We start from the raw sequence: 21,871 nt of genomic DNA on the forward strand, positions 1-21,871 counted from the left end.
TGAGAATGACCCGATGAAAAGTTTTCAGCCTGCTCGCCACCTTGCTGGTATTGGCCTTGGCGATCTGGATCGGCCGCACATTGTGGGTGCACTACATGCAAACCCCCTGGACCCGCGATGGCCGTGTGCGGGCGGACATCATCAATGTAGCCGCCGACGTCACCGGCGAAGTGGTCGACGTGCCGGTGCGCGACAACCAGTTGGTGAAAAAGGGCGACCTGCTGATGCAGATCGACCCCGAGCACTACCGCATCGCGGTCAAGCAGGCGCAGTCGCTGGTGGCTTCGCGCAAAGCCACCTGGGAATGCGCAAGGTCAACGCCCATCGCCGTGCCGACCTCGACGCCCTGGTGATCTCCAGAGAGAGCCGCGACGACGCCAGCAACATCGCCGACTCGGCCCTGGCCGATTACCAACACGCGCTGGCACAGCTGGAAGCCGCCGAACTCAATTTGAAACGCACTCAGGTCGTGGCGGCCGTGGATGGCTACGTCACCAACCTCAACGTGCATCGCGGCGACTACGCACGCATCGGCGAAGCCAAGATGGCCGTGGTGGATATGAACTCGTTCTGGGTCTACGGCTTCTTTGAAGAAACCAAGCTGCCCCATGTGAAAGTCGGTGACAAAGCCGATATGCAATTGATGAGCGGCGAGACGTTGAAGGGACACGTAGAAAGCATCTCGCGTGGTATCTACGACCGTGACAACCCCGAGAGCCGCGAGCTGATTGCGGATGTGAACCCGACGTTCAACTGGGTGAGGCTGGCCCAACGCGTGCCGGTACGGATTCATATTGATGAAGTGCCAGACGGGGTGTTGTTGGCGGCGGGGATTACGTGCACGGTGATCGTGAACTCGGCGCCAAACTGAATGGCAGGCCTAAGCGAATGGCTTGCTAGCCCTGATTTTTCGTCGACGCTTTACCCTCAACATGCTCGTGTATCGGCGATGGTTTTTTGAATTAAGGATCAGGATGTAGAGCAGCGATGTGAACAGAGGGAATAAGTTGAACAGTGTCACCGGCTGACTGGCCAGGTAACCAATTGCGAGAAAGGTATTAACGATGGCGATAGGTACGAGTATTTGCCGTGCGTGATGGAAGCCTTCAAATAACATTATCTGGCCTGCGCAAAAAATCAGACAAAGTGCCATACCGGTTCCGAAAGAAAATTCAGTCGGTAGATGATTGGCCTTCGCGTAATACGACAAGCTAAGTGTCATGTTGATAGCGATATTGTTTAGCATAAGCAGAAGAGCACTGGCCCATGACGGTAAGAATCGATAGGCGTAACGGCGCCAAATTCGATATTCACGGAAGGGGTCGACGCTATAAATCATATTCGGAAAACTCCTCATACAGACCTATGACGATGTGATTGATATTTCCGGAGTAGATGCTGCCGCCAACGGCCAAGGTCGCTCCAATCTGATCTTTTATTTGAGTGAGAATGCCCAACCGAAGTTGGAGATTGCTGTAGCGTTTGGGTAGCTGCCCCGCTAGTTGCTTCAGACGAATCATCTCTCGGGGATGGCGAGGGTTCTGCAGTCGCAGTACTTCGGTTGTCAACTTTGCACGTTCCTGGCGACTCATGAGTCTCAAGATGTCTGTCGAATTACGCCCGGTCGCACGTTTGATAGCCATTGCTGATTTGACGGTAGCGAAGGTGGTAGTACCGGCCCCGACCAATGAAATGCCATCCAGAGCGACTGTCATTGCCTGATACCAGCTCAGGCTGTCGTAATAGTCGTTTTTGGCGGGATTGGTCAATTCGTTGGAGACTCTCCATGAACTGTTTACGCACTGGAGAGCACTGGCAGTCGCAGCGCTGTAGGCAACGTAGCTCAACGCAAGGCTGGCACCCGCGCTGAAAGGAATTGCCGCGATTCCTGATTTCGCAACGATATATCCAATTACGGCCCCTCCACAGGAGGCAGCTATTCCCGACGCTTCGCGCCACAGCTGTGATTCACGAGGCGAGCTTGCTGCAAGCTCTGCATACTGATCGGCAGTCATCGCCGGCCCCGTCACCTCCCGCAGAATCACCCGCTTGGGCTTGATACTGCACAGCGGTACAAACTCACGCAGCACCGTCACCTGATAAGCACCGTCGATATGCACCACACCGGCCCCGACGATGGCCGGGTCGGCATCAATGGTTCGATAAAGTTTGGGCAGGTCCAGCAGGCTGGTCAGCCGCTGGCGAGTCGTGGTGTGCGCATCCGGCACACCGCTTCGCATAAAATCCCTTGGCATCCTTTCACCTGTGAGTAGACAGAGGTGAAAGAGCCTGGGGATAGTTTCCTTGTAATGCTGTCAGCCCATTCGCTGTTTTTTGTAGGACCCGGCTGGGCAGTTAGTTCATGGAGCTACATAGGTTTCATGCAAATGGCGCCACAACAGCGCGCCACTCGCCTGCTTCTCAAACACCACGGTGGCTCGCCGATCCGTTTGGGTGCCGCTGTCGTCCACCTGATGCTCACGATAAGTCACCGTCGCACCGCGTGCATGCCGGTCAATCCCGGCCATTTCACTCAAGGTGATTTTCAGCCCCGGACGCATCCCGCCCAGGCGCGTGAACAGCGCATTCACCCCGGCTGCATTGACGCGTGTGCCGGTGGCGGGAGCGATCATGCTGAATTCCGGCGAGAAGCGCGCAAGCAGGTTTTGCAGGGTGCCGTCAGGCGCAACGCCGGCAAACCATTGTTCGATCTCGATGTGGGTCTGGATGACTTCTTCGAAAAAGTCGCTGTAGTCGATCATTTACAAATTCCCCTTCAAGCCAAAGCGTTTCTTCAACACGGTTTCCAACAACCCCTTGGGCAACAACGCCGCCATCAACGGCAACGCCCGGCTGCCGTTGCCCGACCGCAACAGCCGTGGCGGCTGTGCCTGTTGCACGGCCTTGAGCACATCCGCAGCAAACTGGCTGGCAGGTGTCGGCTTGTCCTGGGATGCCTGGCTGCGTGCGCGAATGCCTTCGCGCAACGGCCACCATGGCGATTGTTCGTTGATCAGCAACTCGGCCTGGGCCCCGGCATTTTTGGCAAAGCTTGTATCGATGGCGCCGGGTTGTACTTCCATCACTCGTACGCCAAACGGTGCCAGTTCCATGCGCAGTGCATCGCTCAAGGCGTGCACCGCCGCTTTGGAGGCGCAGTAGGCACCGGCAAATGGCGTGACCAGCACCCCGGAAACGCTGCCGATATTCACCACCAGGCCTTTGCGCTTGCGCAGGGCCGGGAACAGCGCCTGGGTGACGCCGACGATGGAAAATACGTTGGTCTCGAACTGACGCTGCATTGCCTCGGTGCCGCCGTCGAGCAGCGGGCCCATGGCGCCGTAGCCGGCGTTGTTGATCAGGACATCCAGTTCGTCCAGGTTCGCGGCCAGGGTTTGCAGGGCGGCAGCGTCATTCACGTCCAGCCGCACAGCGTGGAAGCCTGCGTCGTTGAGGGCGATCACGTCGTCTTCGCGGCGGGCGCTGGTCAATACGTCGTAGCCGGCAGCCTTGAAGGCATCGGCCAGCGCACGGCCGATGCCACTGGAGCAACCGGTGATGAGAACATTGGGCATGGATCAATCCTTTGTCAGTCCGAGAAGCTGCCTTGCAGGTGCTCGGCACGAAATTCCAGGGTTTGCGGGCGGTAGCCGGGGCGCAGTGGCGGGGTGGGCAGGCAATCGTCCCAAGTGGCGCCAGCCTGCAACTCACCGGGGCCGCGATAGCGCGGGGCAGCATAGACGTTGTCGGCGAGATTCACCGTGTCACCCGGCGCATAGGCGGCGACGCGCCAGCGCAGTTCGGTCAGTGGTACGTCGTTGCCGTTGTTCAGGGTGAGTTTCAATGGGCGGTCGGCGGGGCAATCCTGCGGGGCATAGGTGATGCGCAGTTCCAGGCGTGCCAACTGCGAGGCTTCGCGGTTGTCCAGCCAGACCACCCATACTGCGACAAAACCCAGGCCGACAGCGGCGGCCAGCGATACCGGCAGGGCTTTGGCGGGGTAGCGCAGCAGCAGGATCAGCCAGGTGATGATCAGTAGGACGCCGAAAAACATGATGACAACCTCATACGCGGATAAAACATCCTACCTGTGGGTTGGCCTTGGTGCCTATCGTGGGCATCAGTTTTCGTTTACGAAGGAACCCGATGGCGCATTGTCTCCACAGAGCGAACATAGGGAAATACAGACCGCCCAGGAGGGTAATAACCGAAGTCAGAATAAGTGAGACCCACTATGGTTGCTCCAGCTCTTCTTGTGCCCGTTGTCTCCAATGTCTTGTCGTCGGTGGTGACCTCCCTCATCACTGCCCCTAAAGCGCCAGCGCAGAACGCTGCTGGAGCGTCCCGGCAAATGGACCTCGCGGCGGGTTCTCCTCCGTCTGGTCGCATGCAGGACCACAAACTTACAAGTTTGGGTCAAACCCTGCTGCAAGGGCCTTCGTCGCAGCTGGGTGACAGCGGTATGAATGCCAAACATGCCAAGGGGGCGGGTATTGCCTTGGGTGGCATGGCTGCGCAAGAGGTTGGGAAAAACCTGGCTAACAGTAGTGGTACGTTGTCCAAAGTCTTGGGCGCGCTCATGACCGAGGGTGGTAAGGCGGCCCAGTTGTACGGTGCTGGCAAGTTCGGTAACGCTTGACGCAATTGACGGACGCTCAGCGGCACTGGCACTGGCAAAGATTGAATAAAAAAGCCCCCGCCCAACCGGCTGCGGATAGGGGACGCAGTCGGCTGGACGAGGGCTTCTTGTACGACTGTCTTACTGCGCGATAGTTTTCACCGACACGCCACGTTCAACCGGCGTCGAGCGACCGTAGATATCTTCAAAACGCTCGATGTCGTCTTCGCCCAGGTAGCTGCCCGATTGCACTTCGATGATCTCCAACGGGATCTTGCCAGGGTTGCGCAGGCGGTGCACCGAGGCGATCGGGATGTAGGTGGACTGGTTTTCGCAGAGCAGGAACACGTTCTCGTCGCAGGTCACTTCAGCCGTGCCGCTGACCACGATCCAGTGTTCGGCGCGGTGGTGGTGCATCTGCAATGACAGGCACGCGCCCGGCTTGACCGAGATGTGCTTGACCTGGAAGCGGCCGCCCATGTCCACCGAGTCGTAGGAGCCCCACGGACGGTAGACTTCGCAGTGGTTCTGGGTCTCGCTGCGGCCCTGTTCGTTGAGGGTGTTGACCATCTGCTTGACGCCCTGGACCTTGTCCTTGTGGGCAATCATCATCGCGTCCTTGGTTTCCACCACTACGATGTTTTCCAGGCCGATCACCGACACCAGCTTGCCGTTGCCGTGGATCATGCAGTTTTTGCTGTCCTGGATCACCACGTCGCCTTTGGTGACGTTGCCGTTGGCGTCTTTATCGTTGACCGCCCACAGCGAGGCCCAGCAACCCACGTCGCTCCAACCGGCGCTCAGCGGTACGACGCAGGCGCGTTGGGTTTTTTCCATCACGGCGTAGTCGATGGAATTGTCCGGGCAGCAGGCGAAGGTGGCTTCGTCGAAGGACACGGTGTCGGCGTCTTGCTGGCTGCGTTCCAGGGTCAGCACGCAGGTGTCGTAGATGTCCGGATCGTGCTTTTTCAGCTCTTCCAGGAAGCGGCTGGCGCGGAACAGGAACATGCCGCTGTTCCAGAAGTAACCGCCGCTTTTGACGAACTCGACGGCGCGTTTTTCATCGGGCTTTTCCACGAACTGCTGTACGCGGCTCACGCCTTCGGGCAGCAGCGAATCGTTAGTGGACTTGATGTAGCCATAACCGGTTTCCGGACGGGTCGCCGGCACGCCGAACAGCACCATCTCGCCACGTTCGGCCGCCACGGTGGCCAGGGCCAGGGCGCGTTGCAGGGCTTTCTGGTCGTCGATCACGTGGTCGGCCGGCAGTACCAGCATCAGTTCGTCACGGCCTTCGTTGACCAGCATCATCGCGGTCAGGGCCACGGCCGGCGCGGTGTTGCGGCCGAAGGGTTCCATCAGGATGCGTTGGCACTCCAGTTTACGGTTGGCCAGTTGCTCGTTGACGATGAAGCGATGGTCCTTGTTGCAGACCACGATCGGGGAGTCCATGCCTTCGAACACCAGGCGTTCCAGGGTTTGCTGGAACAGTGTGTGCTCGCCGGTCAGGGCCAGGAATTGCTTGGGGAACTGTTTGCGGGAAAGCGGCCAAAGACGTGAGCCGCTACCACCGGAAAGGATTACTGGGATCATGTGTTTCTCCTTGAATCAATTTGGGTCAGAGCTACGAAGGTTTGTCGTTTCACTCTTGTTTTTGTCTCGTGTCCGGGCCGGCCTTGGCCGACCCGGACTATTCATTCAGCGGGTCGACACTGGGCGTTTTACCCAGACTGGCGACAGGCTCGAACCGGAGCCTGTGACGTACAGCACTGCTGCCTCACCGCGCTCCAGGGCCACTGGCTTCACGTCGCCGACCTTTTTGTCACCGTCGTAGAGCGCCAGGCTCACTTTCACCGGGTTGATCTCACGCTCGCCACGGCCTTTGGCAGCCACGGCCTTGACCACATCGGTCTTGCCATCGGCAGTTTTCAGGGTCAGGGCCTTGTCGCTGAGGTTCTGCACGCGCACCAGGGATTTCTGCTTGTTCTTGAACGGCGGTTCCTCGATCAACTGAGGCTGGCCGCTGCCGCTGTTGACCAGGGTGTAGTAGTGGTCGGCGGCGAGTTTGACCGGCAGGGTCTGGCTGCCAACCTTGGCGCTGTAATCACCGCCCGGCATGAAGCTGAAGTCACTGCTGGCCAGTGGCGCAACCTCGCTGAGGTTGGTGTTGCCCACGGTGGCGCTGACTTCCTGGTTGCTGGCGTTGTAGATACGTACGAAGCTCGAACCTTTTGGCGCGGTAGGGCCGTAGAGCGCGGCATCGCCACCGGCGAAGGCGGACATCGATACGAAGCTCAGACCGGCAGCAATGGCCAGGGTTTTAGCGAGACGACGAGGAGTTGTAGTGAAAGTCATGTGAGTTACCTCTCTTTCAGTTTTGCGCCCGGTCGGGCGTCTCGGATTTTTGGTTTTTAACTGGGGTGTTCAGTGCCATGTTTTGTTGGCGTGAACCGGCTTGTTTAAGTTGCGCAACCCAAGCGGGGTCGGCATCACCGATTTCGTTGTTCACAGGCAGATAGCGTTCAGGAAACTCCCAGATCAGCACCTGTGGCGGGCTGTTCTTGAAGTCGTCACTTTTCAGGTAGCTGAGCATCGGCAGGATCGGGCCGTGGCCGTCTTCGGCGTAGTTGACCACGTCGCTGCCCAGGGCTTGCTTGAGGGCACCGACGAAGTTCCAGTTGGGGTTGGCGCTGTAGCTGGTGCCGACCAGTGCCACGGGGGTTTCGCTGTCGGCAAACAGCGCTTCGTCGCCTTTGGTTTCGGCCAGGTGCGTGACGCGTTTTTCCAGCGGCTCTTTAGGCGGCATCAGGTTTTCAAACAGCGGATCCAGTGGCAGGAACAGACGCAGGTCGCCTTTGTGCGGCTCGGTCTTTTCGGCCTCGGTGACAAAGCGCTGCGGCTCGCCGCTCAGCGGGGTCTTGTCGGCAATCGTCTTGGCCAATTGCTTGGCCGCGACTTCGGCACCGTCCGGCGTCCAGTGGGTGTCGGTGCGCAGGAACACTTGCTTGCCGCCCAGCTTGGCTTGTTGCAACGGGCCCAGCAGGTCGGGCGCAGGGATGTGGTCTGCGGCGACACGGGCATGGAAGTCCTGGTACAGGTTGGCGTGGATGCTGGCCGGTTTCACTTCACCCAGGTGTTCCGGGTAGAGGCGCACCTTGGCCGGCACGATCGCCATCACCAGTTGGATGCCTTGGGCCTTGAGCTTCTGGCGTACGCCTTCGACCAGCGCGTAGTTGCCTTGCAGGTTCTGGTCTTCGTTGACGGCGGGGTTGAACTCCTCGTCGCTGTACAACCAGTGATCGCGGCCCAGCACCACGCCGGGGCGGCCTTCATTGAACAGCTTGTAGTCCAGCGCCGCCCAGAGATTGGTGCCGATGCGCTTGATCGGGAACTCGTCGTCGTAGTGCGTCTCGACGGCCTTGGTCCAGCGACCATTGAGCACCGTGGCGTCGGCGTTGGTGCTGAAGCCCAGGAAGCTGCGCAGCGACCAGGCGCCAAGGGCCAGCAGCAGCACCATGAACAGGCTGATATAGAGGACGCGTAATGAACGGGTCATGGTCGGCTCCCTCAGAATTGGAAGTAAAGGAACGGCGAGAAACTCTGCGCCGACAGTTTGAGAATCGACGCCACGAACAGCAGCAGCACCGCAGCGCGCATGGCGTAGCGTGGCCAGTCAGCGGTCCAGTAGGCCGGTTGCACGGCGGCGTCCTGGCCAACGGTGAAACCTGGCTGGTGGATGCTGCCGGGGTTGTCGCCCGGTACGGCCTTGATCAGGCTTGGGTCGACAGGCTTGGTTTTTTCGGCAGGGCGGTTGGTGTAGAAATCGCGCAGGCCGAAGAACGCCAAGGTTGCATACGCCACCACCAGGGTTGCCACTTGCAGGCCGGTGAGGTTGGCGCGGTTGAGTTCCGACAGCGACCACTCGCCAAAGCTGAACATCGCACCGTACATACGGCCGGCGACGTGCAGGTTTTCGGCGCGGAAGATCACCCAGCCCATCACCACCAGCAGGAAGGTGAAGGCCCAGCGCAACACGTTGAAACTGCGCGGCGCGGTGTTCAGGCCAATGGCTTTTTCAATCGCCAGCCACATGCCGTGCCAGGCGCCCCACACGATGTAGGTGATGTTTGCGCCGTGCCACAGGCCGCCCAGCAGCATGGTCAGGAACAGGTTGCGGTAGGTGGTCAGCGTGCCTTTACGGTTGCCGCCCAGGGTGATGTACAGGTAGTCACGCAACCAGGTGGACAGGCTGATGTGCCAGCGGCGCCAGAACTCGGTGATCGACTGGCTGATGTACGGCTGCTTGAAGTTTTCCATGAAGCGGAAACCCATCATCAAGCCCAGGCCGATGGCCATGTCGCTGTAGCCGGAGAAGTCGAAGTACAGCTGCGCGGTATAGGCCAGCGCGCCGAGCCAGGCGTCGCCGGTGGTCGGGTTTTGCAGGGCGAAGCAATGGTCTGCCACCACTGCGAGGGTGTCGGCGATAAAGACTTTCTTGATGAAACCCTGCATGAACCGCGTGCAGCCCTCGGAGAACTTGTCGAGGGTGTGGGTGCGGTTGTTGAACTGGTCGGCCAGGTCGCGGAAACGCAGAACAGGGCCGGCAATCAAGTGCGGGAAAATCGCCACGAACGCCGCAAAGTCGATCAGGTTGCGGGTCGCCGGGGTGTCACCACGGTACACGTCGATGATGTAGCTGATGGACTCGAAAATGTAGAACGAGATCCCGATCGGCAACAGCACGTGGGTGAGGATGAATGGCTCAAGGCCCGCCGACTTCATCATGACGTTGATGCTGTCGACGCCGAAGTTGGCGTACTTGAAGTAGCCGAGGATGCACAGGTCGACTGCCACGCCGAGCAGCAGCCAGCGTTGGGCCGGCTTGGTGCGCACGCCGGCTGCACCGACCTTGAGGCCGATCCAGTAGTTCCACAGCGTGACGGCGGCGAACAGCGCCAGGAAGTCCACTCGCCACCAGGCGTAGAACACATAGCTGGCAATCAGCAGCAGCAGGTTGCGATAGCGTTGCCCGCTCAAGTAGTACAAGCCGAGAAAGATCGGCAAGAACAGAAACAGGAACACATTGGACGAGAAAACCATCCCGATCTCTCCATGTTTAACCAACAGTCAAGGGCCGCAGCCCCCCCAAACCCCCCACGAAAAGACGGGGAGGGCGGTACAACAATTTCACTGTCAAGCGCGGTTCAAGTGTGGGAGGGGGCAAGCCCCCTCCCACATGTCTAACCGTGTTTCGTCAGCTGCCTTTGTTGCCTTTTTCGTGCGCCGGGTCGTAGACCTTGGTCAGGTCACCGCCGAGGCGGAACGTCTTGAACGGCTGCATCCCATGCTTGCGCTCCACCACATCCGGGGCGCAGGTGTAGAGGGTGCAGAAGGGTTCGAGCCAGGCGAATTTCATGTCCTGCTTCAAGTCCTTCATGTCCTGCTCTTTGCCGTTCTTCTGCTCGAAGATCTCCGGGTCCTTGACCCCGGCCAGCACTTTGTCGCCCAGGCGCTTGAGCGCGCTGTTGTTTTCCTGGCGCAGGTCAACACCGTTGACCAGGGCAAAACTGGCGATCATCGACAGCGGCGGCAGGGCGTAGTTGTGGTACGACAAGGCCCGCTGCTGGCGCTTCAATTCGTTGGGCAAGAAGCCCTGGTCGTCGACCTGGTTCACGCCGACTTTGTATTCCTTCACCGCCCAATCAAACAGGTCGCGACGGTTGGTGGCGATGGACGTCGCCATCACCGACCAGGCGGCCCAGTAGGAGTGGTTGTTGGTTTTTTCCAGGGGCAGGTTGTCCCAATCGCTCACCACCTGGTCGGCCAGTTTGTTGAACCAGGCTTCGATCAGTTGGGCTTCCTGCGGGTGGTTGGCCAGCGGGTGCGAGTCGGAGAACTTCAGGCGCACATAGGCCGAGGCCATGCTGCCCAGCGCCCATTTGCGCATGGACTTGCCGGTGTGGTTGAAGTCCTTGGACATCAACGCATCGGCCTTGGCCCACGACACCAGCCAGTTCAGGGTGCATTCGAGCTGCTCCGGGCGGCCGTCGCGCATGAACTGCATCACGCGCTTGCTGGTGTCTTTTTCCAGCTTGGTGATGTCGGCGGTGCTGTCACGAAAGGCCTTTTCCGACTGCACGTTCAGCGTCGAACGGGCCTTGTCGGAGCCTTCGTACTTGCTGCGAAATTGCAGCGGGCCGGTGTACGGCGTCGGCATGGTGTCGCAGTTTTCCTTGAAGTCGCCGGTCTTGAACGCTTCGATCGGTGCGAAGTAGCCCTGGGGCGGACGCAGCGGCGCGGCGGCGTTGGCTGCGCCGGCAAAGATCGCCAGGCCGAGCAACGATGGAATCAATAACTTTTGCATAAGTAACCTCATTGCACGCTTATTTCACGGCGTTGCTGCGGTCTGCTGACGCCGGCGGGGAATACGTTGCGTGTGCAAATTTTCGCTTCGACCTTCTGCGCCGCAGCGCCCGCTTCAGGGCCCTGCACTTCCACGGCCAGCAAGTTCTGCGAGGCCCAGTCTTCATCGGTGCGCAGTTCAAAGGCGAAACGCCCGTCTGTATCGGATGTTTCGGGTTTCTCGATCTTGATGTCCTCGTGGCGCCCGTTCATGTACCAGAGGGTGGCTTGCAAGGTTTTCACCGACGGATCGGCGAAGCGGATATCAACCTGATGGTTGGCGTTGCGCAGGTCTTTGTTCGAACTGTTAACCATCAATTCGTTCTTGCCGGGTTTCAACGTCGTGCTGGCGCTCATCTGCGCGGTCTTGCCTTCGCAGCCGTTGTCCAGCAACGACATCATCTGGCGGTAGATGGTCTCCTGGTCCAGGCGGTACAGCGGCGAGACTCCCAGATGAGGATTTTCGGCGGGGTTTTCTGGAATTCGTCGCTGCCCAGGTACTGGATCATCGAGCCTTCCAGGCCACCGCCGGGGAAGGCGACGTTGAGGATGTCGGCACCGATTTCCTGTTCCAGGAAACCGGCGAAGTTGTAGTTCTTGCCGCTGTGGCTGGTGCCCACCAGGGTGATCTGCGGGTTGCCCGAATCGCCGAACAGGTCGCCGTCACCCGCTTCGCCCTTGGGCTCGGTGGTGAACTGGTCCATGTACTGGATCGCGTAGCTGGTGCCGCACAGTTGCCCGGCCATGTTGTGCAGGGTGCCGGTCTTGCCCATGCGCCCGGAGCGCTTGGTCTCGAACTCACGCTTGGGAATATCGGCGAACTCGGGCATGGCACGCACTTTGGCGCCGACGATCTTCGCGGTGCGCTGGGCGCCGTAGGGGGTCCAGTGCTGGTCGCCACGGAAGTAGAAATCGTGGGCCGGCAATTCATCCGGCAGTTGCTCATTGGTCAACGGCGACAGGTCCGGCACCACGTAGCCCATCTTGGCGAAACGGCCGAGCATGGTTTTGTAGTTGCCCAGGGCCTTGTCAAAGTCGAACTTGGCTTTTTCTTCCGGGTTGAGCTTGTTGCGGTTCACCAGGCCACGGGTCGGCTGGTAGACCACCACCAGTTCCACGCCCTTGGCCTTGAACGCATCGTGCAGCTGCTGCATGCGCTTGTAGCCGGCGGGGCTGGTGTCGAATTCGGTGCGCAGGTCTTCCTGGGTGCGGAACAGCCAGTCGCCCTGGGCTTGTACCAGGGTGGTGAAGTTCTGCTGGTAGCGCGTGGTGTAGTTCTTCGCGTCATGGGCGGCGGGGCACAGGCTGCAGCACGGTTCGGCGGTGAAGGTCGGTGCCTTCAGCTCGTCGGCGCGTACGCCCTGGCTGGCCGCGAGCAGGCCGAGGGTCAGACCCGAGAGGCTCAGCAGTTTGATCATGTGTGGGTGCATAAGGGTCATCCTCAGTCCTGCATTTCGGTCTGGCGTTCGACAGGGTCGATCAGCACGGCTTTCTGCTGGCGCACCAGCAGGTCGAGAATTTCTTCCTGGCGCTCGCCAAGAACGCCGGAGAAGCTGATGCCGCTGGCTTTGGTCGGCGCCAGCATCGACACGCGGTACAGCTCGATGCTCAGCGGCGAGTCGATGGACAGCGGCCCGCTGCCGTTGCCGGCCAGCTCACCGCCGACCACGATCAGCGAGACCTTGGCGTCGAACGGGTCGAGGGCGATGTCGCGGTCGGTGTCGGTCAAATCCTTGATGTGGCCGTAGACGCCGGTCAGGCCGTTGGCCATCGAGGTGTTTTCGTACAGCTTGATGTTCACGCTGTTACGCACCCGAATGCCGTGGCGACGGTTGCTGATCACTTTGTTGCCCCACAGCAGGTTGTCGCCGCTCTCATAGAGGGTGATGCCGTCGGTGTGGTTGCGGTAGAACTCGTTGTCGGCCACCACGTTGTTGACGCTGTTACGGTCGAGTACCAGGCCCGAGAGCTTGTTGTCGTAGCTGCGGTTATTGAAGATGAAGCTGTCGTTCACTTCCCGGGAAATGATGATGCCGTGCTTCTTCTTGGTGCCGTAGACGGTGTTGTCCGCGATGATCAGGCCGTGGGAACGGTCGTGGGGGTCAATGCCGTAGACGATGTTGTCTTTGTAGGTATTGCCCTTGATCACAAAACCCGTGGTCTCGTAGCAGTAGAAGCCGTACCACATGTCCGAGAACTCGGAGTCGATGATCCAGCCGGTCGGCTCTGCGCGCTTGAGCACCTTGGCCATGTTCGGCGTGTACTGGGAAATACTCACCCCGTACGACTTACTGTTGGCATAGCCGAAGCTGGCCATCTTGGTCTTGGAGATGTACGTCTCGGTGCCGCCCCAGGCCAGCAGGAACGGGCGGAACTCCTTGGGCGACTTGAACAGCGCCGGGCCGTTGGCCTTCTCGTCCCAGCCGGTGACTTTGGTGTCACGCACAAACAGCTGGCCGTCGTTGATCAGGAACGAACCGGCCTGCTGGGACAGGCGCAGCTCCTGGGTCTTGTTATCGATGTCCAGGATGCCCTTGCGCCCGACCACGATCGGCAACTTGGCCAGGAATACGCCCGGCGAGGTTTCGCTGAAGTACTGCTTGGGCACCTTGCCCAGCAAGTCCTTGAGGTTCATGTAGCCGTCGTCGACAAAGATCGCCTGGGGAATGCCGTGTTGGCGCACCACCCATTCGGCCATCTTGTTGTCGCCGCCGATAAAGTCCTTGAGGGCGTCTTCCTGCATCATGCGGCGGATGCTGATTTTGCCGGGCTTGCTGCGCACGATCTTCTTTTCCATCGCGGCGGCGGTGTAGCCCGACAGGTCCGGCAGGGCCGGCTTGGCCATTTCCAGCGGCGCGGTGGGCGGGCTGGAAATGGTGTAGGTCTTGGCCTGTTGCAGTTCCTTGGCGATGGTCGGCGCCTTGGCCGGCGTGTCGGCCAGGGCCGAGGCGCTGGCCAGCAGCATGGCCGCGACGAGCAGGCTTTGAGGATTCATGGCGCAGGCTCCCATCAGAATTTCCAGACCACGTCGACAAACGCGCGATGCATGTACGAGTCGACCTGGCTGCCATAGGCGTCACCCGGTTTGAACACACCGGCGCGGAAACGCACCAGGGCTGATGGCTCGTCAACCGACTGGCTGAGCGCGGCCGGCAGCAGGCCTTTCTTGAAGTACTTGGTGACGACCAAGTCCATCTCCTGACCCAGGTCTTTCTTGCCATCTTCCAGCGGCAGCGAGGTGCTGGATACGATTGCGCCGGTCACGTCATCGGTGTTGTTCTGCACCGCATCGATGCCGTTGCTGCCCACCGGCTTGTTGCCGTCGACACGCCAGAACTTGTGGTACACGAGGCTGGCGTCGTAGTCCTCACGCAGCTGCCAGGAACCGAACAGGCTCATGGACTGCATGTTGTTCATCTCGCCGCGAAACGCTTCGCCGAAACGGTGAACGCGGGACTGGGTACCGGTCCAGTTCGAACGGTTGCTTTGCAGGCCGTTCTGCTCGTACTCGGCGCTGGCGCGGGAATAGGCCGCGCCTACTTGCCACTGTGGGTCCAGACGCAGGCGGATACCCAGGTCAGTGGCCCAGCCACTCACGTCATCGCTGCGCTTGGCGTTGGTCGGGCGAGTGCCGTCGGCGTTCAACGCGTTGACAGTGTCGCGGTCGCCGCGCATGCCGGTCACGCTTGCCCAGTAGTTGACGGTGTTGGTGTTGCGCCAGTTGTATGCGTCGCTGTTGGCCTCGATGCCGAGCCAGGTCAGGTCGCCGTTCTCGCGCTTGTCGAGTGAGTCGGTGGCCACGCCCGGTTCCGGGTAGTCGAGCTTGCCGTTGTCATGGGTGTGGTGACCGCGCAGGCCGATCCACTGGCCGGGCGTCCACTGGTAGGCAGCGTCGGCGTAGAGGTGCTGGCGGTCCTTGTCGACGGGCGACAGTTCCTTGAGGTCGGTGCGGTATTCGCTGAAGCGCTCGGCGACGCCCACGTTGGCTTTGAGCAAGGTGGTATCGAAGGTCCAGTTCAGCGCTTCGATGTTGGTGTCGCGCCATTGGCCGTCGTCATTGCGCAGGCGTTGGCGGCCGAGCTTGAGGATCTCGCCAGGGTAGGGCGTGAAGCCGCTGTAGCCGACCCAGAACTCGCGCATCGCCAGGTAGTTTTTCTTGGTCTTGCGGTCGTTGTTGGTGGTTTGCTGGTTTTCGTCATCGGCCGACTGTTGCAGGGTGTCGGTCTCGATGATGTCGCTGGAGGCAACCGCCTGGCCCATCGCATAAGCGCTCCAGTTGCCGCTTTCGCCGTAGATCCACGGGCGCAGGTCGATACCGACGCCGTTGACGTCGCCGCCTTTTTGCGTGCCCAGGTCGCGGTCATCTTCGGACTGGCCGGTGATTTTCACTTCCAGGCCGAAGTTCTTGGCTTCGGTCAGCGCGGCCAGGGTCGGGCACGACCACAGCAGGGCGAAGGTCAGGCCAATGCCGGCCTTGACGAATGGGTTGAGCTTCATAGGGATTCCTCGCCGTCTTCTTCTTCATCCAGGGCGTGCAGTTGCAACGAGCTCTGGGCCAGGGTGCCGCGGGTGGCCAGTTCCTGTTGCACCAGGCGTTGGCCTTGGGCGCGTTGTTCCGGCGTCAGGGGCGCTTCGAGCTGGGTGGCCAGCTCAACGGCTTCCGGGGTGTCCTGGGCTTTGGCCAATTGGCTGAAGACATAGGCGTTCAATGGGTCGGGCTTGGTGCCCTTGCCTTGGGAAAACAGTTGGGCGATCGCGAAGTCGGCGCTGTTCTGGCCGTTGCGCGCAGCGGTCAGCAAGTGGTCCAGGGCTTTTTGCGGATAGACCTTGCCCAGGTAGCCACGGCGGTAGATCTGGCCGAGGTAGTAGTCGGCAGCGACTTCCTTGCCCACGGCTTTTTCGAAATGCGCTTCGGCGGCCTTGGCATCTGCCGGGACCCACTTGCCTTCGTAGTAGAGCTTGCCCAGGAGCAATTCGGCGCGTGGCTGGTCGGCGGCGCGGCCGTTGTCGAGGTACTTCATCATCTGGTCGACATCGCCCAGTTCCGGGAAGTCGTAGAGCAGCTGCGCCAGGCTGACCCAGGACGCCGGGTAGCCAGGGGCGATTTTTTCCAGCAGGGCCTGGGCGGTTTTTTCATCCGGGGTGCCGAGGGTGGCATCGCCCAGCACACGGGCGACGCTGTCGACACGCTGGGCGGTGACGGTGCCACGGCTGTAGCCGGCTTCCATCTGCTTGAGCAACTCGGCCTGTTTTTCCGGCGCGGCTTGTTTCTGGTAAACCGTGGCCAGTTCGACGTAGCAGATATCGGTGGTGTTCAGCGCCGCCTTGCAGATGCGCTCCACATCGTCCAGATGCTGGTCGTAGGTGTCTTGAGTGCGATACAGCAGCACCTGGGCCAGGCCGGCTTCCGGGTAACCCGCTGCCTGCCACTTACTGATCTGCTGCTGCGCATTCACATTCGGGAAACTGTGGGGGTATTGCAGGTACAGCATCGCCAGCGGAATCAGGGTGTTGCCTTCGCCATTGGCAAAGGCTTTTTTCAGCAGGCCTTCGGCTTCATGGTGCTCGGCTTCGGTGGCGCCAGGCTTGGCCACCAGCAGGCGGCCGAGGCGAGCCTGGGCACGTGGCGAGGTGTCCGCCGCTGCACGGTAAGTGGCTTCGGCCTGTTTGATCTGCGCCGGATCGCGGGTGCCTACCTGGATATCGGCCAGGCCCACTTGGGCCTCGCTGTAACCCAGGTCTGCCAGTTGCTGGTAATTCTGCTGCGCGGTGACCGTGTCGCCACGCTTGAGCGCTTCATTGGCCAGGCGTTGGTCGGGCAGGCCGGCGCAACCGGCCAGGCTGACCGCAAGGGCCAGCGCGCAATAGGCCGAGGCGAAGTGCGACCTGCTTTGTGTGGGAGCTGGCTTGCCTGCGATGGCATCGGCGCAGTGCAGCTGATGTACCGAGTCGCCTGCATCGCGGGCAAGCCCGGCTCCCACATTGGTCGGTGTTGTTATTGAGATAGGGTTCACAGGCATGTCCTCGTTTACAGACCGTGAGCCATGGCTTTATCGATCAGCCAGTTCAGCGATGGGCCACGGTCGCTGGTGACTTCCACCGGGCGGCCGGCGAAGGCGCTGTCCAGCGGTGCATCAGGCTTGATCTGGACGCGGATGTCGGAGGACAGGTCGGCGCTGTTCAGGCTGGTGCTGCTGACGATGGTGCCGGTGCGCACCTGGTCTTCGTCGGCGACCTGGAAGCTCACTGGCGTACCTGGGCGCACGTCGCCGAACTGGCGATAGGTGAAGCGCGCTTCCACATTGGCCGGGGCGCCGCGTGGCACCAGTTGGAAGATCACATCGCCTTTGCTGGCGTACTGACCGTCGGCGACCATTTGCTGGGCGACCACGCAATCACACGGCGAAGTCAGGGTGCCGGTCATTTGCTTGCCGAACAGTTCTTCGACCTTGGCCGGTTGCAGTTGATCTTCGTCCAAGTGGCCCTTGAGCACATCCAGCATGCTGGTGCTGAAGGTCGCCAGCGGCGCGCCTTTGGCGGCAATCGCGTCACCTTTGAGTAGGCTTTGCACGGTGCCGTCGCGCGGCATCGTCACGTTCATGCCGGGCACGCTCACCAGGCCGGCCTGGGCGTGGCTGACGAAGTACATGCCGTACACCGATTTGAAGACAAACCCGAACGCTGCCAGACCGACGATGAAGATACCGGCGCTGAACACCACGGCGCGCAGGCGACCGAACGCGGTCATGCCACTGCCGCCGTCCTTGACCTTGCGCGCTTGGTGAAGTTGTCGCGTTGCAGGGTCGCCAGCACGTCGCCCATTGTCACGATATCGCCGGACAAGTGCGAAGTGATCAGGTGGCGCAGGGTCGAGATATCCTGTGGCTCCAGGTTCTGGAACTGGCAACCGGTGCGGCCGCTTTGACGGTCGTAGGAGCGGATCTGCAACTCCACGTCCATCGCCAGGCCGAGGTTGTCGATCACGAACTGCAGGCGACCCTTATGCACTTCACCCACGGTCAGCGGCTGGGTGGCGGTGAACGCCAGGCCGCCGGCCGACAGGTCGATCACCCGTGCTTCGGTCTGGGTGCGGTCAGTGTTGAAGAAGCGCAGCTTGGCCGGGATTTTCACCCGGGCGTGCTGGCGCTGGGCTTCGGATTCGTGGACAACATTGGCGTTTACTTGGCTATTCATCGGGGCAATTTCCTAGAGTTAATTCAGGCTTGGCAGGGTCAGACCATCATCAGCAACACGGCAACGAAGATGCTGCCGGCGGAGAAGGTCATGGTCCGAGACGACCAGGTGTTGAACCAACGTTGAAAGCTGGCCAAATCGCGGGTCAGTTTGGTGTCCTGGCGGGTCCAGGACTGTTGATCAAGGCGGAAGAACACGTAGATCTTCACCAGCGCGCCCATGATCTGGTTGTAATAGAGAATCGCCGGGTAAGCCGGGCCGATCTTGTGGCCGGAGCACGACAACAGCAGCGTGAGGATCAGGCGGGTGATGCCGATCCACAGCAGGTACGCGAGGATGAACGCGCCGCCGTATTTGAAGGTGGCGATGATCGCCACGGTCAGGCCGAGCAGGGAGGTCCACATCGACACGCGCTGGTCGAACAGCACCACGCTGGTGAACAGACCGAGGCGGCGTACGCCCAGGCCCAGGGCGCGGGAGTTCTGGCGCAGGTTGTTGCCGTACCAGCGGAACATCAGCTTGCGGCTGGCCTTGATAAAGCTCTTTTCCGGCGGGTGTTCGACGGTGTTGATCGCGGCATCCGGCACGTAGAAGGTGTCGTAGCCCAGGCGCATCAGGCTGAACCAGCTGGACTTGTCGTCGCCGGTGAGAAACTTGAAGCGGCCCAGGCGCCAGTGTTGCAGCGAGTCACTTTCCACGTCGGCGATAAAGCCCGGGTCGGTCACGACGCTGGCACGGAACACCGACATGCGACCGGTCATGGTCAGCACGCGCTTGGACAGGGCCATGGAGCACATGTTGATGTGGCGCTGGGCGAAGCGCAGTTTGTGCCACTCGCTCATGATGTAGCCGCCGCGCACTTCACAGAACTCGTTGGTGGTCAGGCCGCCGACATTGCCGAACAGCTGGAACCACGGCACGGTCTTGCGTACTACGCCTTCGGCGAGCACGGTGTCGCCATCGATCACCGCCACGACGGCGCGGTCATCCGGCAGATGGCGGGAGATGGCGCGGAAACCGAAGGCCAGGCCGTCACGCTTGCCGGTGCCGGCGATGCGCACGAAGTCGAGCTTGACGTGCTCCGGCGGGTTCATTTTTTCCCAGAGGCTCTTGACCAGCAGCTCATCGGACATTTCCACCAGCGAGCAGACCACGGTGGTGGGGAAGCCGCATTCGATGGCTTCGCGGATCACCGAGCTGTAGACCTGCGCGGTGGTCAGCGCATCGATCCGGAAGCTGGTGACCATCAGGAACACATGGGACGGGTCGGCGGCCTTGCCCAGCTTGCGCACTTTACGGCGCAGGTGCGGGTAGACCACGTACAAAAACAGCATGCCGCGAAAGAAATGCGTAGCACCCATCGAGTAGCGCCAGATGCCGACGGCGCCAATCAGGAAAATAAAATTCTTCGACTCGGAGTCGAAGGTGCTGGCTGGCAGAGCCAGAGCTAGAAGCGCTAAGAGCCCCAGATAAAGTAGCCAGCCAGTCGCTTGGTTTAACCGTTGCATATTCGTGTCCGTCACGGGGGAGTAGGGCTACAAGCCGCAAGCTACAAGCTGAAAAACGTCGCTTCTAACTTGCAGCTTGCCGCTTGAAACTAACCGCTGCCCCTTACCAACAAATGCCTTCGGTACGACCGGTCGTGCAGGTCGCCTTGGACATGAAGCCCACCAGGTCGATCACTTGCTTGCCGTGCGGTGCGTTCTGCGCCAGGGCGCGGAATTTCTCGTCACGGTTGCCCAGGATGATCACGTCGGAGTTGTTGATCACGTCGTCGAAGTCCGAGTTGAGCAGGGACGACACGTGCGGGATCTTGCCTTCGATGTAGTCCTTGTTCGCACCGTGGACACGGGCGTACTCGACGTTGCTGTCGTAGATGCTCAGGTCGTAGCCCTTGCCGATCAGCATTTCCGCCAGTTCTACCAGCGGGCTTTCACGCAGGTCGTCGGTGCCGGCCTTGAAGCTCAGGCCCAGCAGGGCGACTTTGCGCTTGTCGTGGCTGGAAACGATGTCGAAGGCGTTCTGCACCTGGGACTCGTTGCTGCGCATCAGCGAGTTGAGCAGCGGCGCTTCCACGTCCAGGGAGCTGGCGCGGTAGGTCAGGGCGCGCACGTCTTTTGGCAGGCACGAGCCGCCGAACGCGAAGCCTGGGCGCATGTAGTACTGGGACAGGTTGAGGGTCTTGTCCTGGCAGACCACTTCCATCACTTCACGACCATCGACGCCGACGGCCTTGGCGATGTTGCCGATCTCGTTGGCGAAGGTCACCTTGGTGGCGTGCCACACGTTGCAGGTGTACTTGATCATCTCGGCCACGGCGATGTCCTTGCGGATGATCGGGGCGTCGAGTTCTTCGTACAGCGACTGCAGGACATCGCCGGAGGCTTTGTCGAACTCGCCGATGACGGTCATCGGTGGCAGGTCGTAGTCGGCGATGGCGGTGGATTCACGCAGGAATTCCGGGTTGACCGCGACACCGAAGTCGACGCCGGCCTTCTTGCCGGAGCAGTCTTCGAGAATCGGGATGACCACGTTGGCCACGGTGCCCGGCAGCACGGTGCTGCGTACGACGACGGTGTGGCGGGTGGCTTTGTCACGCAGGACAAAACCGATCTCGCGGCACACGGCCTCGATGTAGTCGAGTTCCAGGTCGCCGTTTTTCTTGCTCGGCGTGCCGACGCAAATCATCGACAGATCGGTATCGCGGATGGCTTCGGCGAAGTTGGTGGTGCCGCGCAGTCGACCGGTTTCGATACCCTGGCTCAACAGCTCGCCCAGACCCGGTTCAACGATTGGCGATTTGCCAGCGTTGATCAGGTCGATCTTATCCTTGGAGATGTCTACGCCGACCACTTCGTGGCCACGGGCAGACAGGCAACCGGCACACACTGCGCCAACGTAACCTAGACCAAATATGCTGATGCGCATCGCATTTACCTCTTTGTCATTCAAGACTGTGTTAAACATGCCAATTAATGGCCGGAGTTCATGTTTGCAAGCGTCACTGATGCCGCGAAAGTTGGGCGAATAGACGCCGACTTACCGCGTACAGGCATGTTAAATAGTGAGTGGCTAACTAGTGCACTCAAGTTGTGCGCAACGTGGCCTTGTTGTTGGGACCTGCCCTCAAATGCAGCCGGCCTTCTTGGGAGAAGGGCCTGGCGCCAGTGCCGCAGGGCTTTGATAGAGGCTGCAAGCCTTTAAATATCAATGCCTTGGGTTGTCTCACTGACCATTAGGGGAGGCTTTGCCCTGGCCTTATAGGGAGAAGCAAATCATCCTTGTCGCCGCTCTTAATTAATCGGTTGGCAATATGACCAATGAGTCAAAGTTCAATGTGACAACTTCGCTACTTCCGTTGGTCGCCATGTAAGTCATCTCTTACAGAAACAGAGAATTTCGTTACCGGTGGTATGAGCCGTGCTTTTGGGCGAAGTTCCAGACCGCTTATCCTGAGCGTGGAAATTTCTTGAAATATTAGGCGAGATGGCACTAGTACTATATTGATAGCACTTGCTATTTGAGCCAGTAGTTACAGGGAGTTGGCGCGTAGGGATAGTTTTGTGCCACTAGTGTTTAAAAAAAGTGGTGCCACTACGAAAAAAAATCGGAAATGTCGAGTGAAATAAATGTTAGAGATGTGTCGGAAATTTTTTT

Annotated in this window: 15 protein-coding genes and 3 pseudogenes; 2 read left to right on the forward strand and 16 right to left on the reverse strand. The window is 60.1% G+C overall.

What is annotated here, in order from left to right; genetic code table 11:
* Positions 1–29 precede the first annotated feature (29 nt).
* Positions 30–871: pseudogene (locus tag IQK56_RS16480) on the forward strand (efflux RND transporter periplasmic adaptor subunit).
* Between the two features lie 457 nt (positions 872–1,328).
* Here IQK56_RS16480 and ssp4 read toward each other — a convergent pair.
* From ssp4 to IQK56_RS16500, 4 genes are all read right to left on the reverse strand, one after another.
* Positions 1,329–2,255: an Ssp4 family T6SS effector gene (gene ssp4, locus IQK56_RS16485; RefSeq protein ID WP_193863332.1), complete on the reverse strand. Its 927-nt coding sequence runs from the start codon at positions 2,253–2,255 to the stop codon at positions 1,329–1,331.
* Positions 2,256–2,360: 105 nt separating this feature from the next.
* Positions 2,361–2,762: a DUF4440 domain-containing protein gene (locus IQK56_RS16490; RefSeq protein WP_150675027.1), complete on the reverse strand. Its 402-nt coding sequence runs from the start codon at positions 2,760–2,762 to the stop codon at positions 2,361–2,363.
* Positions 2,763–3,575 (reverse strand): SDR family oxidoreductase, encoded by an 813-nt coding sequence (locus tag IQK56_RS16495; RefSeq protein ID WP_193863330.1) that lies wholly within the window; start codon positions 3,573–3,575, stop codon positions 2,763–2,765.
* Positions 3,576–3,589: 14 nt separating this feature from the next.
* On the reverse strand, positions 3,590–4,054 hold the full coding sequence (locus tag IQK56_RS16500; protein ID WP_034126362.1) for a hypothetical protein: 465 nt from the start codon (positions 4,052–4,054) through the stop codon (positions 3,590–3,592).
* Positions 4,055–4,351: 297 nt separating this feature from the next.
* Here IQK56_RS16500 and IQK56_RS16505 point away from each other — a divergent pair, with 297 nt between their 5' ends.
* A complete protein-coding gene (locus IQK56_RS16505) occupies positions 4,352–4,639 on the forward strand; it encodes a hypothetical protein (protein ID WP_150760459.1) in 288 nt (95 codons plus the stop codon).
* A gap of 120 nt (positions 4,640–4,759) precedes the next feature.
* On the opposite strand, the gene IQK56_RS16510 is transcribed toward IQK56_RS16505, so the two are convergent.
* The 12 genes and pseudogenes from IQK56_RS16510 to IQK56_RS16565 form a co-directional block, all read right to left on the reverse strand.
* Complete coding sequence (locus tag IQK56_RS16510; protein ID WP_032886351.1) at positions 4,760–6,211, reverse strand: mannose-1-phosphate guanylyltransferase/mannose-6-phosphate isomerase; 1,452 nt, start codon at positions 6,209–6,211, stop codon at positions 4,760–4,762.
* Positions 6,212–6,316: 105 nt separating this feature from the next.
* Positions 6,317–6,973, reverse strand: coding sequence for an alginate O-acetyltransferase AlgF (locus tag IQK56_RS16515; protein WP_122306327.1), 657 nt, complete (start codon positions 6,971–6,973; stop codon positions 6,317–6,319).
* Between the two features lie 16 nt (positions 6,974–6,989).
* Positions 6,990–8,174, reverse strand: a complete 1,185-nt coding sequence (locus IQK56_RS16520; RefSeq protein WP_193863328.1) for an alginate O-acetyltransferase — start codon at positions 8,172–8,174, stop codon at positions 6,990–6,992.
* 11 nt (positions 8,175–8,185) lie between these two features.
* On the reverse strand, positions 8,186–9,718 hold the full coding sequence (locus IQK56_RS16525) for an MBOAT family O-acyltransferase (RefSeq protein ID WP_099584943.1): 1,533 nt from the start codon (positions 9,716–9,718) through the stop codon (positions 8,186–8,188).
* A 154-nt stretch (positions 9,719–9,872) separates the two neighbouring features.
* A complete protein-coding gene (locus IQK56_RS16530; protein ID WP_122306325.1) occupies positions 9,873–10,982 on the reverse strand; it encodes a mannuronate-specific alginate lyase in 1,110 nt (369 codons plus the stop codon).
* A gap of 8 nt (positions 10,983–10,990) precedes the next feature.
* A pseudogene (locus IQK56_RS16535) lies at positions 10,991–12,450 on the reverse strand (alginate O-acetyltransferase).
* An 11-nt stretch (positions 12,451–12,461) separates the two neighbouring features.
* The gene (gene algG / locus IQK56_RS16540; RefSeq protein ID WP_193863326.1) at positions 12,462–14,030 is read right to left on the reverse strand and encodes a mannuronan 5-epimerase AlgG; all 1,569 of its coding nucleotides are present in this window, start codon (positions 14,028–14,030) and stop codon (positions 12,462–12,464) included.
* A complete protein-coding gene (locus IQK56_RS16545) occupies positions 14,030–15,517 on the reverse strand; it encodes an alginate export family protein (protein WP_193863324.1) in 1,488 nt (495 codons plus the stop codon). Before IQK56_RS16545 ends, algG begins: the two co-directional genes overlap by 1 nt.
* On the reverse strand, positions 15,514–16,938 hold the full coding sequence (gene algK / locus IQK56_RS16550; protein WP_122306338.1) for an alginate biosynthesis TPR repeat lipoprotein AlgK: 1,425 nt from the start codon (positions 16,936–16,938) through the stop codon (positions 15,514–15,516). The genes IQK56_RS16545 and algK overlap by 4 nt, the downstream gene beginning before the upstream one ends.
* Before the next feature lie 110 nt (positions 16,939–17,048).
* Positions 17,049–18,214: pseudogene (locus tag IQK56_RS16555) on the reverse strand (PilZ domain-containing protein).
* 38 nt (positions 18,215–18,252) lie between these two features.
* Positions 18,253–19,722 carry a mannuronan synthase gene (gene alg8 / locus IQK56_RS16560; protein ID WP_122306321.1) on the reverse strand — a complete coding sequence of 490 codons (1,470 nt, stop codon included), beginning with the start codon at positions 19,720–19,722 and terminating at the stop codon, positions 18,253–18,255.
* A 103-nt stretch (positions 19,723–19,825) separates the two neighbouring features.
* A complete protein-coding gene (locus tag IQK56_RS16565; RefSeq protein ID WP_099584949.1) occupies positions 19,826–21,142 on the reverse strand; it encodes a nucleotide sugar dehydrogenase in 1,317 nt (438 codons plus the stop codon).
* Positions 21,143–21,871 lie beyond the last annotated feature (729 nt).

Origin of the sequence: Pseudomonas cyclaminis (assembly GCF_015163715.1) — a bacterium.
Classification (GTDB): Bacteria; Pseudomonadota; Gammaproteobacteria; order Pseudomonadales; family Pseudomonadaceae; genus Aquipseudomonas; species Aquipseudomonas cyclaminis.